At 62.2% G+C, this 14,027-nt stretch carries 12 protein-coding genes and 1 pseudogene; 8 read left to right on the top strand and 5 right to left on the bottom strand.

The features are described from left to right. The gene (locus JKA62_RS25000; protein ID WP_011335106.1) at nt 1-312 is read right to left on the bottom strand and encodes a PepSY domain-containing protein; all 312 of its coding nucleotides are present in this window, start codon (nt 310-312) and stop codon (nt 1-3) included. After that, nucleotides 312-620, bottom strand: coding sequence for a PepSY domain-containing protein (locus JKA62_RS24995; protein WP_201819980.1), 309 nt, complete (start codon nt 618-620; stop codon nt 312-314). The genes JKA62_RS25000 and JKA62_RS24995 overlap by 1 nt, the downstream gene beginning before the upstream one ends. Before the next feature lie 146 nt (nt 621-766). On the opposite strand from JKA62_RS24995, the gene JKA62_RS24990 reads away from it, so the two are divergent. The 6 genes and pseudogenes from JKA62_RS24990 to JKA62_RS24965 all read left to right on the top strand — a co-directional run bounded on the left by JKA62_RS24990 (nt 767) and on the right by JKA62_RS24965 (nt 6,381). Next, the gene (locus tag JKA62_RS24990) at nt 767-1,846 is read left to right on the top strand and encodes a patatin-like phospholipase family protein (protein WP_201819977.1); all 1,080 of its coding nucleotides are present in this window, start codon (nt 767-769) and stop codon (nt 1,844-1,846) included. An 86-nt stretch (nt 1,847-1,932) separates the two neighbouring features. After that, nucleotides 1,933-2,289 carry a 6-carboxytetrahydropterin synthase QueD gene (gene queD, locus JKA62_RS24985; RefSeq protein ID WP_007955941.1) on the top strand — a complete coding sequence of 119 codons (357 nt, stop codon included), beginning with the start codon at nt 1,933-1,935 and terminating at the stop codon, nt 2,287-2,289. Between the two features lie 167 nt (nt 2,290-2,456). Continuing rightward, a pseudogene (locus JKA62_RS24980) lies at nt 2,457-2,849 on the top strand (alpha/beta fold hydrolase); the annotation flags it as partial. Nucleotides 2,850-3,090: 241 nt separating this feature from the next. Further along, nucleotides 3,091-4,362 (top strand): cytosine permease, encoded by a 1,272-nt coding sequence (gene codB / locus JKA62_RS24975; RefSeq protein ID WP_201819974.1) that lies wholly within the window; start codon nt 3,091-3,093, stop codon nt 4,360-4,362. Between the two features lie 13 nt (nt 4,363-4,375). After that, complete coding sequence (codA, locus tag JKA62_RS24970) at nt 4,376-5,611, top strand: cytosine deaminase (protein ID WP_127798933.1); 1,236 nt, start codon at nt 4,376-4,378, stop codon at nt 5,609-5,611. A gap of 113 nt (nt 5,612-5,724) precedes the next feature. Next, nucleotides 5,725-6,381: a carboxymuconolactone decarboxylase family protein gene (locus JKA62_RS24965; protein WP_201819970.1), complete on the top strand. Its 657-nt coding sequence runs from the start codon at nt 5,725-5,727 to the stop codon at nt 6,379-6,381. A 148-nt stretch (nt 6,382-6,529) separates the two neighbouring features. On the opposite strand, the gene JKA62_RS24960 is transcribed toward JKA62_RS24965, so the two are convergent. Further along, nucleotides 6,530-7,522: a diaminopimelate epimerase gene (locus JKA62_RS24960; RefSeq protein WP_201819967.1), complete on the bottom strand. Its 993-nt coding sequence runs from the start codon at nt 7,520-7,522 to the stop codon at nt 6,530-6,532. 136 nt (nt 7,523-7,658) lie between these two features. On the opposite strand from JKA62_RS24960, the gene JKA62_RS24955 reads away from it, so the two are divergent. Both JKA62_RS24955 and JKA62_RS24950 read left to right on the top strand, forming a co-directional pair. After that, a complete protein-coding gene (locus JKA62_RS24955) occupies nt 7,659-8,810 on the top strand; it encodes an MFS transporter (protein WP_011335113.1) in 1,152 nt (383 codons plus the stop codon). Between the two features lie 111 nt (nt 8,811-8,921). Next, complete coding sequence (locus tag JKA62_RS24950) at nt 8,922-10,445, top strand: trypsin-like serine peptidase (protein ID WP_236676655.1); 1,524 nt, start codon at nt 8,922-8,924, stop codon at nt 10,443-10,445. Between the two features lie 69 nt (nt 10,446-10,514). Here JKA62_RS24950 and JKA62_RS24945 read toward each other — a convergent pair whose 3' ends face one another. Then, the gene (locus tag JKA62_RS24945; protein WP_201819961.1) at nt 10,515-12,938 is read right to left on the bottom strand and encodes a TonB-dependent siderophore receptor; all 2,424 of its coding nucleotides are present in this window, start codon (nt 12,936-12,938) and stop codon (nt 10,515-10,517) included. Nucleotides 12,939-13,036: 98 nt separating this feature from the next. Next, the gene (locus tag JKA62_RS24940) at nt 13,037-14,020 is read right to left on the bottom strand and encodes a FecR family protein (protein ID WP_201819958.1); all 984 of its coding nucleotides are present in this window, start codon (nt 14,018-14,020) and stop codon (nt 13,037-13,039) included. Nucleotides 14,021-14,027 lie beyond the last annotated feature (7 nt).

Below are 14,027 nucleotides of genomic sequence, written 5' to 3'. Positions count from 1 at the left end.
TCAATCTTCCTTGTCTTTCACGAGTTCGCCGGTGTCGGCCTTCAGATGCAGCTCACGGGCCACGCCTTCGACGGTCAGCAACTCGACTTCATAAATGTAGACGTCGTGTTTTTCTTCCAGCTCGACTTCCAGCAGTTTCGCGCCGGGATAACGGTCCATCGCCTGCTGCAATACCTGCTCCAGCGGCAGGATCACACCCTGCTTGCGCAGATTGAGGGCTTCGTCGGGACCCAGGTCGCGGGCCATGGCCGTCGAGCAAAACATCACCAGCGCCAATGCTGTACAGCGGGTGGCGCGAACATTCACCTTCATTACGTATCCTGATGATCCTTGAGCACTTGCCCGCTCACCGCGTCCAGTTCCAGATCCCATTCCAGGCCCTGCGGATCACGCAGTTCGATCTGGTAGATGTACTTGCCGTACTGCTCTTCCAGCTCGGTGTCGGTGATCGTCGAACCCGGGTGTTTGGCCAGCGCGGTGGCGTTGAGCTTCTCGAAGGAGACGATAGTACCAGCGTCGCGCAGACGCAGGGCTTCATCCGGGCCGAGATCGCGGGCGTGAACGGTGCCGGCGGTGAGGCCGATGATCGAGGCAAGGGTCAGGGCAGTCAGGGTTTTCATGGTGTCTCCGTATTTTTATGTGTCGCTACGGGCGGCACCTTAACGGTGCGAACTTAACTGAAACTGAATGGCCATCATTGGGCCTGCTCCTGCAGTCACGGCAACATGTGCTTATAATCTTTCGCTTGCTAACGATCGAGACCGGTATGACCGCCATTCACATCAAGTTCCCTTCCCTGACCCTCAAGGCCGGCCCTCGGGCGATGGCGCGCATTCGTGCCCAAGGCCTGAACGCTGCAGACGTCGGCACCCTGCCCGGCGCTGCCGGTGGGCCCAAGGCATTGGGAATTCAGGGGCTGGATCTGGCGTTGTTCGGCGAGTGGCTGCCGGCGGCGCCGCGCGAGCGTTCGCTGATCGGTGCGTCGGTAGGCTCCTGGCGCTTCGCCAGCGCTTGTCTGCCGGACGCCGCCGAAGGCATACGCCGCCTCGGTCATCTGTACAACGAGCAGAACTTCAACAAAGGCGTGACCATCGGCGAGGTCAGCCGCAGCTCGCAGCGCATGCTTGATGACCTGCTCGACGGACGCGATGCCAGCCTTTTGACCAACGCCCATTACCGCTTGAACATCATGGTGGTCAAAAGCCACGGCGGGCTGGCGGACGACCATCGCGGCCGGCTCGGGCTGGCGCTGGGCTCGGTGATCGCCGACAACCTGCGGGGCCGCGCGCGGCTGTCGCGGCACTTCGAACGGCTGATCATCCACGACCCGCGCCTGGCACCGCCGGTACATGCGCTGCACGACTTCCCGTCGCGCTTCGTCGCCCTCGATGCCAGCAACCTGCGTCAGGCGCTGCTGGCGTCCGGCTCGATCCCGATGGTCATGGAAGGCGTGCGCGACCTGCCGGGCGCCGGTGCCGGCACGTTCCGCGACGGCGGTCTGCTGGACTATCACCTCGACCTGCCCTACAGCGGCGACGGCATCGTGCTGTATCCGCACTTCACCGACCGGGTGATTCCGGGCTGGTTCGACAAGACTCTGCCGTGGCGCAAAGCTTCCGTCGAGCGCTTGCAGGACGTGCTATTACTCGCGCCATCGAAGGAATACCTGGCGCGCCTGCCCTACGGCAAACTCCCCGACCGTAACGACTTCAAACGCTTCATGGGCGATGCGCCGAGCCGACAGAAATACTGGCGCGCGGCGATGGACGAGAGCCGACGGCTGGGCGACGAATTCCTCGAACTGACTGCCAATGGTCGCCTCGCCGAGCGCTTGCTGACCCTTTAGTCAGCACAGCCGGGAACAAGCTGATAAACTCGCCGCCTGCCCGAATTCGCTGCGGCGAACGCCATCTGAACAGAGCTGAAATCACTGTGGAAATCTTCAAGGAATTTACGTTCGAATCCGCCCACCGCCTGCCCCACGTACCGGACGGCCACAAGTGCGGACGCCTGCACGGTCACTCGTTCAAAGTGGCGATTCATCTGAGCGGCGACCTCGATCCGCACACCGGCTGGATCCGTGATTTCTCCGAGATCAAGGCGATTTTCAAGCCGCTGTACGAGCGTCTGGACCACAACTACCTCAACGACATTCCGGGCCTCGAGAACCCGACCAGCGAAGTGCTGGCCAAATTCATCTGGAATGAATTGAAGCCCCTGCTGCCGGAACTCAGTGCGATCCGCATCCACGAGACCTGCACCAGCGGTTGCATCTATCGCGGCGAGTAATTCCCGCGACACAAAAAACCACCGAGACCGGTGGTTTTTTTACGCCTATGCTTTTTGGCTCGAACCCGCCAAGAGGACAGGCCCATGACGGACTGGCTGCTGGATCAGGTCTTTGATTTCAACGGGCGACAGATTCGCCACGGGGTGCGCGGCGACGGCCCGCCGCTCATGAAGCGGCGTTCAGCGGCCTGCCCGATTACATCCAGCGCGCCATCGTGCCGACCTACATTCGCGGGGCGATTCACCGGGAAATTCCCGATGACGAACTGGCGCCCTACGTGCAGCCATGGCTGGGCGATCCGGGGCAAGCGGCGTTCTACCGGCAGATCGCGCAGATGGATCAGCGCTACACGCTGGAAGTGCAGCCGCTGTACCCTACGATCCGTTGCCCGGTGCAGATTCTCTCGGGCGAAAAGGATCAGTGGATTCCCATCGAACGCGGACGCGAGTTGCACAAGATGATTCCAGGATCGCTGTTTCATCCGATCCCGAATGCCGGGCATCTGGTGCAGGAAGATGCGCCTGAAGCCATAGTCGCCGCGCTGCTGCGCTTTCTGTGAGCCGAAACATAACCCGTGGGAGCCAGCCTGCTGGCGATAGGGCCGGCACATTCAACGTTTGCGCTGTTTGACACACCGGCTTCGCCAGCAGGCTGGCTCCCACATTGTGCTTTGGTGGATGCAGGCGCACCGCTTTCGCGCCAAATCCGCCACCTCGTCTATACATAACCCCGTCAATCCGTGACTGGCACGACCGCTGCAACCTCTTCGCGTCCTCCCCTTTCCAGCAAGGAACGCCCCCATGACGCAAAACGATCCCGGCAACGATTACCCCCTCAGTGAAGTGCCGATGCACGCGCGCAAAGGCCTGGCCTCCACGGCGATGGTGCTGCTGGGGTTCACCTTCTTCACGGCGACCATGTTTGCCGGCGGCAAGCTCGGCGTGGCATTCAACTTCGGCGAAATGCTCGCCGTCATCGTGATCGGCAACCTGCTGCTTGGTGTGTACGCCGCAGGCCTGGGTTACATCGCCTTCAAAAGCGGGCTGAATTCGGTGCTGATGGGGCGCTTCTGTTTTGGCGAAGTCGGCAGCAAGCTCAGCGACCTGATCCTCGGGTTCACCCAGATCGGCTGGTACGCCTGGGGCACCGCGACGGCGGCGGTGGTGCTCGGCAAGTATTTCGACTTGAACGAAGCCACGGTGCTGGGCCTGATGGTGCTGTTCGGCCTGGTGTTCTGCGCCACGGCGTACGTCGGTTATCGCGGGCTGGAGATTCTGTCGTACATCGCGGTGCCGGCGATGATGTTGCTGCTGATGCTGTCGATGTGGGTCGCGACCGTGAAAGTCGGCGGCCTCGACGGTTTGCTCAGCGTCGTACCGACGGGTTCGCTGGACTGGTCGACCGCCATCACACTGGTGTTCGGCACCTTCGTCAGCGGCGCGACCCAGGCCACCAACTGGACGCGTTTTTCCCGTTCGGCGCGCGTTGCGGTGCTGGCCAGCCTGATCGGCTTTTTCATCGGCAATGGCCTGATGGTGCTGATCGGCGCCTATGGCGCAATTGTCTACCAACAGCCCGACGTGGTCGAAGTGCTGCTGTTGCAAGGCTTCGCCACGGCGGCGATGGCGATGCTGTTACTGAACATCTGGAGCACCCAGGACAACACCATCTACAACTTCGCCGTCGCCGGCTGCAACCTGCTGCGCACCGGGCGCCGCAAGACCGTGACCCTGGCCGGCGCCGTGATCGGCACGGCGCTCGCGTTGCTGGGCATGTACGACATGCTGGTGCCTTATCTGATCCTGCTCGGCACGGTGATCCCGCCGATTGGCGGGGTGATCATGGCGGACTTTTTCTTCCGCTGGCGCGGACGCTATCCGCGTCTGGCCGACGCACGGTTACCGGCGTTCAACTGGCCGGGGCTCGCGGCTTACGCGGCCGGAACCGTCGCCGCGTTCGGCTCGCCGTGGGTCGCGCCGCTGGTGGGGATCGCCGTTGCCGCGTTAACGTATATCGCAGTGACCGGTCTGCTCGGCGCCCGCAACGCGGCCGCCCCTCTACAAGATCTATAAAAGGATTCGCCCGATGCACATCATCAACGCCCGACTGCGCAACCAGGAAGGTCTGCACGAATTGCACCTCGAAGACGGCCTGATCCGCAGCATCGCGCGCCAGACCGAAGCGCCGACCCTGGGCCCCGACGACCTCGACGCCGGCGGCAACCTGGTGGTGCCGCCCTTCGTCGAGCCGCACATTCACCTCGACGCCACCCTGACCGCCGGCGAGCCGCGCTGGAATATGAGCGGCACGCTGTTCGAAGGCATCGAGTGCTGGGGCGAGCGCAAGGTCACCATCACCCAGGAAGACACCAAGACCCGGGCCAAGAAAACCATTCAGACCCTCGCCGCCCACGGCATTCAGCACGTGCGCACCCACGTCGACGTCACCGATCCGCAACTCACCGCACTCAAGGCGATGCTCGAAGTGCGCGAGGAAAGCCGTCACCTGATCGACCTGCAAATCGTCGCGTTCCCCCAGGAAGGCATCGAGTCGTTCCGCAATGGCCGCGAGCTGATGGAAGAAGCAATCCGCATGGGCGCGGACGTGGTCGGCGGGATTCCGCATTTCGAGTACACCCGCGACCAAGGCGTCAGCTCGGTGAAGTTCCTGATGGACTTGGCCGAGCGCACCGGCTGCCTGGTGGACGTGCATTGCGACGAAACCGACGACCCGCATTCGCGCTTCCTCGAAGTGCTGGCCGAAGAGGCCCGCAGCCGCGACATGGGCGCCCTCGTGACCGCCAGCCACACCACCGCGATGGGCTCCTACGACAACGCCTACTGCGCCAAACTGTTCCGCCTGCTCGGGCATTCGGGGATCAGTTTTGTCTCCTGCCCAACCGAAAGCATTCACCTGCAAGGGCGCTTCGACAACTTCCCGAAACGCCGTGGCGTGACCCGCGTCAACGAACTGCTTGAAGCCGGCATGAACGTCTGCTTTGGTCAGGATTCGATCGTCGACCCGTGGTATCCGCTGGGCAACGGCAACATCCTGCGGGTACTCGAAGCCGGGCTGCACATCTGCCACATGCTCGGTTATCGCAACCTGCAAAGCGCGCTGGATCTGGTCACCGACAACAGCGCCAAAGCCATGCATCTTGGCGAACGCTACGGTCTGGAACAGGGCCGCCCGGCGAACCTGCTGATCCTGTCGGCGGACAGCGATTACGAAGTGATCCGCAGCCAAGGCCTGCCGCTGTACTCGATCCGTAATGGCAAGGTGTTGATGAAGCGGCAGATGCCGGTGGTGGAATTCGTCTAAGGTGTAGAAGTCGGCGTCGCAACGTCGCCGACTGCTTCCGATGGACGCCTGTCATGCCGTAGTTCGCGCGCTGTTGCTCCGCTGCCATCCTCATTGATCCGTGAGGACGCGACATGAATCAAAAGACCACTTCCGATCCCATGGCCACGCTTTACCAGGAAGGCCGCCACACGTTTGTCGAACTCGTACCCGATGGCGGGGCCAGGCTCGACGCCTTGTTCCATACCGTTCCCGCATTGGGCCAACTGGCCGTCGGCGTGGTGTACGGACATTTACACTCGCGGCCTGGTCTTGATCCGCGATTGCGCGAAGCGGTGTCCCTTGCCGCCATTGTCGCCTCGGGCATGGTCGGACCTCCGCTGAGCGTGCACCTCAAAACCGGCCTGGCATCGGGCCTCGCACCGGGTGAATTGACTGAAATACTGCTGCAGGCTTCGGCCTTCGCCGGTTTCCCCCGAGCGGTCAGTGCGGCGGAGCAACTCAATCATCTGTTTGCAGAAGCGGGCCTTGAATCACCACCTCCCCCCACCCCGAGAGAAGTCACTTCGAGATTTTGCGCAGACGTTCGCGCGGGCCATCCACCGATTCCGCTGAGTGCCGCAGTGAAACGCCAGTTACGTCAGGCGGACCGTTTGGCGCTGCAAGCCTGCACAGCGCAGGCTGTAATCGTCGAGTGTTTTCAAAGCCCCGAGACGCAACCCAAAGCCCTGCTGTATGCGACGGTGGTCGATGACACTGTTGTCGCCGTAAAACTGTTCAAGGCCCAATGAGCGGTTTCATGGTTATGGAACGGGTCGGTTTTATCGCAAAACGATAGCGTCGACCTGTCAGATCTGACAGGCGACAAGCGCTGCGCGCAGGCCCACAGTAAGCCCCAAGGGATCCATCGTTCCCGGGGGGACGATCATGAAAGGGACTTCACCTTTTTGTCCGATGCGCGGTGCCGAACAGACGCACGCCGAGCAGCTCGCCATCGCGCTCTTCCAGTAAAATCGGCGCCGTACCGCCCGGCATCAGCACTTGCACCTCTCCCGCCGACACCCAACCCACTCGCCACGTAGCGCTGGCCACCGCGCTGGCGCTGGTGCCCGAAGACGCCGTCGGCCCCTCGCCCCGTTCGAACACCCGCGCCACAATGCGCTGATCCCCGGCGCGCGTCGCCCATTGCAGGTTGACCCCGGCCGGGCACGGCTGGCCGGCGCCGGTGGGCATGGCGTAGGCGATGGCCGTCAGATTGTCCGTCAGCGGCGGTTCAAGCATCTGCGCGTTGCTCGGCAATGCGGCTTCATCCTGCACCAGCGTCACGCAATGTGGATTACCGATCCGCACGAACTGGCTGTGCGCCCAGGCGGGATCGAGTTGCGCCAACGGCCGAACACGGTTGACCTCCACACCGTTGAACGGCACCGGTTCAACCCCGAGCGCACCGACGGCCACCGGGCCGAAACCGGGCTGGCCGAGGTCCAGCCAAAAGCCGTGCACGCCCGCTACTTGCGCCGGTTTCACCGAGGTTGGCACTGGCGATTGCGAGTCCTGTTTGTCGTGATGCACCCGCAGCGTCGCCCCCTCCTCCGGCATCAACCCTTGTTCAAGCAGCGCCCGGGAGAAAATCGTCAGGCCGTTGCCGCTGCGCTCGGCCAGCGTGCCGTCGGTGTTGACGATCAGCAGGTCGAAGGGGGGCGCGGATTGAAACGGGCCGATCAACAGGCCATCGCTGCGATGGGATTTGCTGCCGACGGGACGTTGACCGTCGGGCCAATCGCAACACTGCGCGATGGCTGCGGTACTCCACGTCTGGCGCGACGACGCGCACTGCGCCGCGCTGGTCGGTAAATCGATACCGGCATCGCGTAGCACTCGCGGCGAAACGACCCCGTAGATATTGCCCCGTGCATCGTAGAACTGCGTCATGAACCCGCCCTTGTTTTTCCCGTCGACAGGGACGCCACTGTAAATCGCAACGCCCTGCCGACGCGAGCGGGCTCGCTCCATCGAAAGAGCTGTGCAAGGATGTCCGCTGCTGAAACGTTTTTTGCCAAGGATCGTTATGACCAGCCTCACCCCTCAAGACACGTTCGTTCCCGGACGCCTCGAACAGATGTCCACGCGCATCGCCTTCTTCATCGCCGGGCTCGGCATCGCCGCGTGGGCGCCGCTGGTGCCGTACGCCAAGGCGCGCGCCGGGCTCGATGAAGGGACGCTGGGGTTGCTGTTGCTGTGCCTGGGCGTCGGTTCGATTCTGGCAATGCCGCTGGCGGGGATTCTGGCCACCCGGTTCGGCTGTCGGAAGGTGGCCACCGGCGGCACGCTGCTGATCTGCGCGGCGTTGCCGTTGCTGGCGACGGTGTCGTCGATTCCGGCGTTGATTGCCACGTTGTTCATGTTCGGCGCCGGGCTCGGTACGGTGGATTCGACGGTGAACCTGCAAGCGGTGATCGTCGAGCGGGCCAGCGGCAAGAACATGATGTCGGGGTTCCACGGCCTGTTCAGCCTCGGCGGGATCGTCGGTGCAGCGGGCGTGAGCGCCCTGCTCGGTCTCGGGCTGTCGCCATTGGCGGCGATGCTGGTGGTGGTCGTGGTGTTGATCGCGGCGCTGTTCAAGGCGGTGCCGCACATGTTGCCTTACGGCAGTGAAAGCTCGGGGCCGGCGTTCGCGGTGCCCCACGGGATCGTGCTGTTCATCGGCGGCATGTGCTTCATCGTGTTCCTCACCGAAGGCGCGGCGCTGGACTGGAGCGCGGTGTTTCTGGCGCAGGAACGCGGGATCGATACGGCGTATGCAGGGCTGGGTTATGCCGCGTTCGCGCTGACGATGACTGCGGGCCGCTTGACCGGTGACCGGATCGTTCGCGCATTGGGCGCAACCCGGATCATTCTGTTCGGTGGCCTGCTGGCGGCGGCGGGTTTGTTTCTGGCGACATTCGCCCCGAGCTGGGAAGCCGCACTGGTCGGTTATGCACTGGTCGGTGCCGGGTGTTCGAACATCGTGCCGGTGCTGTACACGGCGGTGGGCAAGCAGACGGTGATGCCGGAAAGCATCGCCGTGCCGGCAATCACTACGCTGGGTTATGCGGGGATTCTGGCGGGGCCGGCGGTGATCGGGTTTGTCGCCCATGCCAGCAGTCTGAGTTTCGCCTTCGGGTTGATGGCGACGTTGCTGGTGGCGGTGGCGATTGGCGGCAAAGCGCTCAAGGTCTGAGCCGACAAACATCAAGCGGCCGATGTTGGCTGAACTGACTGTCAGATCTGACAGTAGACACCGGTAGCCTGGGATTCCAGCATGAGAGGAACCCTTACTGGTGTTGAAACCATGAAACCTCCTATCGCGCATCAGTCCATTGCCTTGACGTTCCTCATCGCCCTGAGCGGTTGCACCACGCTCGACGGTGCGGCCACTCAGGATTGGGGAGAAGGCGCAGTCAACCTCTCCCCTGCCGAAATTCTGAACAACGCAGCCGGGCGCTACGATCACTGGCAAGCCATTGCTCGCGTCAAGGTTGAAGGCAGTTCTGTCTGCTCGGGCAGCCTGATCGATACCCGAGGCTCAAACGATGACCGCAGTGGCCCGGCCTACGTCCTGACGTCAGGACATTGCGCAAAAGGTGACGCTAACCAGTACGTCGAAAACGCCCCGGCGTCCGGTCTCGTTACCTTCAACTTTTTCCAGGACACCCAGTCCCAACAAAAGCGCTACCCGATCGTTGGAATCGAGTGGAGCACCCTGCGAGGTCTCGACATTGCAATTCTCAGGCTCGATCGCACACTCAACCAATTGATGACCGATGGCATCACGCCGCTCAAAGTGGCGTCGCAACCGCTGACTGTCGACAGTGATGTGCTGGTGGTTGGCGCACCGATGGATGGCCATGTGCAACGCGCCGCCTGCCCTCAGGAGCACCGCGCGGATGTTTTCGAAGCGGGTTGGGCATGGCCCGGACAATTCAGCAACCGTTGCCGGGAGGTACGGCCCGGCATTTCGGGTTCACCTGTCTTGAATCGGTACAGCAATGAAATCGTGGCGATCGTCGGCACCACAACGCAAGGCAGCGGGCTCTCACGTTGCACTCGCAACGCCCCGTGCGAAGTCAACAAAGGGGAATCGATAAAAATACCGGAGACCAACTACGCCACCGGAGCAGCGCAGCTGAACCAGTGTTTTACAGCCACTCATTTCAACCCGAAAAACCCGGAGTGCCCATTGGGCCGCGCGACAAATTTCGATCCCATATTTGGTGACGTCTATATGAGGTTGGTCCGTGGCGCGAATGGGGAATTCATCCCTTTGCAATGGAAGCAATCGTTCACCAGCGATCAACCGTTCTATCGGGTAAGGCTTGTAAAGACATTGGCCGACTGTGCGTCGGACGTCGGTTACGATCCGGTACAACCGAGCCATGGAGACGATTCAGACAGTTCGACTCAGACGCTGCGCGATGGACCGGGTCTGTATTTCCTGTGTGTGGTCGGGCAACAACATAATGCAGGGCCCGGGGAAAGATGGGCCGGCCGCAATGCAAGAATCTATTACCGCTGGGCTCTGGCAGAACCCGTCAAGACGCCGCCTGCCTACAGCGCATTTGAAAGTGCAAAGGATGAGTTCACCGTACAACCGCTCGGGATAACGCCGGATCTGGACGTCAGTCGCTACCAATACAAAAGTGGTGAACCAGAAATGGTCGACTGCCAAAGCAGTGAGGGTTACAAGTCGGTCAGGCCGCCGCTGCTGGACTTTAAGGTTTCGGTGGGGGACGGCCCGAAAAAAGTCTGCCTCAAGACCACAGACATGGCAGGCAATCCCTCTCCAATTAGTGATTTTGCGTTGCCCAGTCAGTGATGACCGGCAACTGGCTCGTTCAAACCTAATGAAAAACAGGCGGTTGTCACCAGCCGCCTGCCCTGCCAATCAGAAACCGACGCTGGCCTGCACGAAGAACGTCCGTGGCGTGCCCACGTAGATCCCCGAGTTGTTGTCGCTGGAGCGGGTGAAGTACTGCTTGTCGAAGATGTTTTTCACCCCGGCGCCGAGCTTCAGGTTCGACAGCTGCGAACCGAAGTCATAGCCGCCGCGCAAGTTCCAGGTCACGTAGCCCGGAATGTCGCCGTACTGCCCGTCCGCCGTGCCTTCGGTGATGTAATTGCCATTGAAGCTGCCATCAGCATTCACGCCGGTGCCAGGCGAGCGCTGTTTGGACTGGGCGAAGCCGTCGATGTTGTAGGTCCAGCGGTTGATGTCGTAACGCAGGCCGACGGTCGCCACCTGACGCGAGTAGAACGGCAGGTCGCGGCCCTTGAAGCCCGGGATCTCGCCTTCGTAGGTCGCGCGGGTGTAAGTGAAACCGGCGTTGGCGGTCAGGCCATCAAGGCGCGGGTCAAGCGCCGCCATGTCGTAGTGCACCGACGCTTCGATACCCTGGTGCTTGGTCGCGCCGAGGTTGGTCCAGCCCACGTCGTTGCTGATGTATTGCAGTTCGTCATCGAAGTCGATGTAGAACAGCGTCACTTCCCCGCCCCACACGTCATCGTTGTAGCGCGTGCCGATTTCGTAGGTCTTGGCTTTCTCCGGCTCCAGACCATTGGCGGTCTGGTCACCCGAGCCGCCCTGACCGAGCTGGAAGTACTGCAGGCTGCCGAACGATGTCTCGTAGTTGGCGAACAGCTTCCACGCATCGGACAGGTGATACATGACGCTCAGGGCCGGCAGCGGCTCATTGCTTTCGATGCTGCGGTTTTTTTCCGGCACGCGTTTGCCTGCGGTATCGAGCACGGCGCGATCATGCCAGTCGGTGCTGATGTGTTCGAAGCGAATGCCCGGGGTCACGGTCCAGTTGCCGACGTCGATCTTGTTGTCGATGTACACCGAGTTGGCCTCGGTGCCGCCGGTACGATCCTGGAACACGTGACCGTCGGAGGTCTTGGTGACCACTGGCACATTGTTGACCAGCGCCAGACGGCTCGACTGCTCGTGCATCGCCTCTTTCAAATAACGGTAACCGACGCTGACTTCCTGGGTGGTCGGGCCTACGTCAAACACACGCGAAACACGCGGCTCGATGCCCAGCGTGTAGTAAGAACGCGGAAACGAGCTGAGGGTTTTCTGATCGCGAGCGGCGATGGTGCTGCCGCGAAAGCTGTCGGAATAGTAGGTCAGCACTTCCGCCTGGGTGCGCTCGTCGATCTGCCGGATCCACTTGAACGACACGTCCTTGCGGCGGCCGCTGAAGCCGTCGTAGTCGCGGTCGGACTGGAACGGTTTGTCGTCGTACTGCTTCTGCGTCAGGCCGCCGGGCATGTCGGCACTGGCGTCGTAGTAGTGAAAGTTGAGGCTGAAATCGTCCTGATCGGTCGGTGCCCAGTGGGTCTTGAGGATCACGTCGTCGATGTCGTTGCCGTTGTTGCGCTCGCGGTAACCGTTGCCGTTGACGCCCGAATACAACAGCGCCATGCCGATGCCATTGTCGGCGGTGCCGCCGAGGAACGCGGTGTCGATGTGTTTCCAGCCACCGTGCTGCGAGGTTTCCAGGGTGGTGCCGATTTCACCGGTGGTTTTTTCCGGAATCGCGCGGGTCACGAAGTTGATCACGCCGCCGACGTTTTGCGGCCCGTAACGCACGGAGCCGGCACCACGGACCACGTCGATGCTGTCGAGGTTGCCGGAAGAAATCGGCGCCATCGACAGTTGTGGCTGACCGTACGGGGCGAACGCGGCCGGCACGCCGTCGATCAATACGGTGGAGCGTGGCGACAGACGCGACGTCAAACCCCGCACGCCGACGTTCAGCGAAATATCGCTGCCGCCGGTGCCGTTGGCTTCCTGCACCTGCACGCCCGGCACGCGGCGCAGCACGTCGCCGACGTTCATCGCGCCCTGCTCGACCATCGCTTCGCGACGGATCACCGTGCGCGCGCCGGGGTGGTTCTGCACCACGGCGGCGTCGGCGTCGCCGAGCCAGTCGCCGACAACCTTGATGTCGGTCACGCCCAACTCCAGCGGGCCGTTGGCGGCGGAAGTCGGGGCCGGGGACAAGGTCACCGAGCCTTCATTGATCTGATAATCCAGACCGCTGCCTTGCAGCAATTGGCGCAGGGCCTGCTCCGGAGAAAGATTGCCGTCCACCGCCGGGGCCTGTTTGCCGGCAACCAGGTCCGGGCTGAAAAACACCTGCAACGACGTTTGCTGGCCCAGTTCGCTCAGGGCCTGGCCCAACGGCTGTGCGCGGATGTGAATGGCTTCGGCGGCGAAGGCCATCGGCACGGCGGCGTTGACCGCCAGCGCAAGCGCCAGCGGCAACCAAGGGGATTTTTTGTTTTTGGCGGTGGAGTTTTTCACGTCGAACGGAGTCCTGTGGATCGCAAGAGTATGCGGCTGTTAATGCAAACCAGTTGCAGTTGAACAGGAAGACGACGAACTCGAAAAAAACCTGAATTTTATTTTGAAATTATTTCCTGGCTGCCGTCGGCAAGGGTGCGCACGGCCACCGGAAGGATGCTCGGCAACGCCTTGAGCAAGGCCTCAGTGTTGTCGGATTTGAACACGCTGGTCAGGCGCAAATTGGCCACGGCCGGGTTGGCGACTTTCAGCGGCTTGTCGCGATAACGCGACACTTCCTCGGCCACTTCGCTGAGGCTGGCGTTGTTGAACACCAGTTTGCCGCTGCGCCAGGCCGTCAGTTCCGCCGGGTTGACCGCGTAGGCTGGCGCCACTTTGCCTTGGGCATCGATCCGCGTGCCGAGGCCGGCAGTCAGGCTGATGAAATCGGCATCGGCCGCATCACGGCCCTGCACCTTGACCGTGCCCTGCTCCACCGCGACCCGGGTCTGGGTCACGTCGCGCCGCACATCGAAACGGGTGCCGGTGACCGTGACCTTGCCGCTGCCGGCCTCGACCACGAACGGGCGGGACGTATCGTGCTCGACGCTGAACATCGCTTCGCCTTCGGTCAGCTCGATGAGCCGCCGATCCTTTTCGAAACGCACCTGCAAACGGCTGCGGCTGTTGAGGTCGATCATCGAGCCGTCCGGCAGCGCCACATGCTTGCGCTCGCCCAACGCGGTGGCGAATTCGGCGCTGTAACCTTGCGGATGATTCAAGCCGCTGAACAGCCCGAGCCCGAGCGCCACCGTGACCACGCTGGCCGCCACGGCATAACGCAACAGCGGACGGCGTTCGCGCCGCGCCGGCGGGGTTTCGCACAAAGCTTTAAGCCGTGGCGCCGGCAGCAGATCCGCCGCTGACCACAAGCCTTGCAGTAACTGGAATTCGTCACGGTGCTGGGGATGTTCGTTCAGCCACGCATCGAAGCGCTGCTGTTCGTCGGCACTGACGGCCGGCTCCTGCAAACGCACAAACCAGCGTGCCGCGTCATCGCGCACCGTTGTTTGCCCGCACGCGCAATCACGAGTATCCATCATGGAATGT

Origin of the sequence: Pseudomonas sp. B7 (assembly GCF_016735645.1) — a bacterium.
Lineage (GTDB): Bacteria > Pseudomonadota > Gammaproteobacteria > Pseudomonadales > Pseudomonadaceae > Aquipseudomonas > Aquipseudomonas glycinae.
Note: the sequence above shows the minus strand (reverse complement) of the source record. Positions and strands in the feature narration are given on the sequence as shown.

What these genes read in the sequence shown, in the direction of transcription:
- JKA62_RS24940 (WP_201819958.1), bottom strand. Translation starts at nt 14,020, where the DNA reads ATGATGGATACTCGTGATTGCGCGTGCGGGCAAACAACGGTGCGCGAT.
- codA (WP_127798933.1), top strand. Translation starts at nt 4,376, where the DNA reads ATGCACATCATCAACGCCCGACTGCGCAACCAGGAAGGTCTGCACGAA.
- JKA62_RS24995 (WP_201819980.1), bottom strand. Translation starts at nt 620, where the DNA reads ATGAAAACCCTGACTGCCCTGACCCTTGCCTCGATCATCGGCCTCACC.
- JKA62_RS24990 (WP_201819977.1), top strand. Translation starts at nt 767, where the DNA reads ATGACCGCCATTCACATCAAGTTCCCTTCCCTGACCCTCAAGGCCGGC.
- JKA62_RS24950 (WP_236676655.1), top strand. Translation starts at nt 8,922, where the DNA reads ATGAAACCTCCTATCGCGCATCAGTCCATTGCCTTGACGTTCCTCATC.
- codB (WP_201819974.1), top strand. Translation starts at nt 3,091, where the DNA reads ATGACGCAAAACGATCCCGGCAACGATTACCCCCTCAGTGAAGTGCCG.
- JKA62_RS24955 (WP_011335113.1), top strand. Translation starts at nt 7,659, where the DNA reads ATGACCAGCCTCACCCCTCAAGACACGTTCGTTCCCGGACGCCTCGAA.
- JKA62_RS24965 (WP_201819970.1), top strand. Translation starts at nt 5,725, where the DNA reads ATGAATCAAAAGACCACTTCCGATCCCATGGCCACGCTTTACCAGGAA.
- JKA62_RS25000 (WP_011335106.1), bottom strand. Translation starts at nt 312, where the DNA reads ATGAAGGTGAATGTTCGCGCCACCCGCTGTACAGCATTGGCGCTGGTG.
- JKA62_RS24960 (WP_201819967.1), bottom strand. Translation starts at nt 7,522, where the DNA reads ATGACGCAGTTCTACGATGCACGGGGCAATATCTACGGGGTCGTTTCG.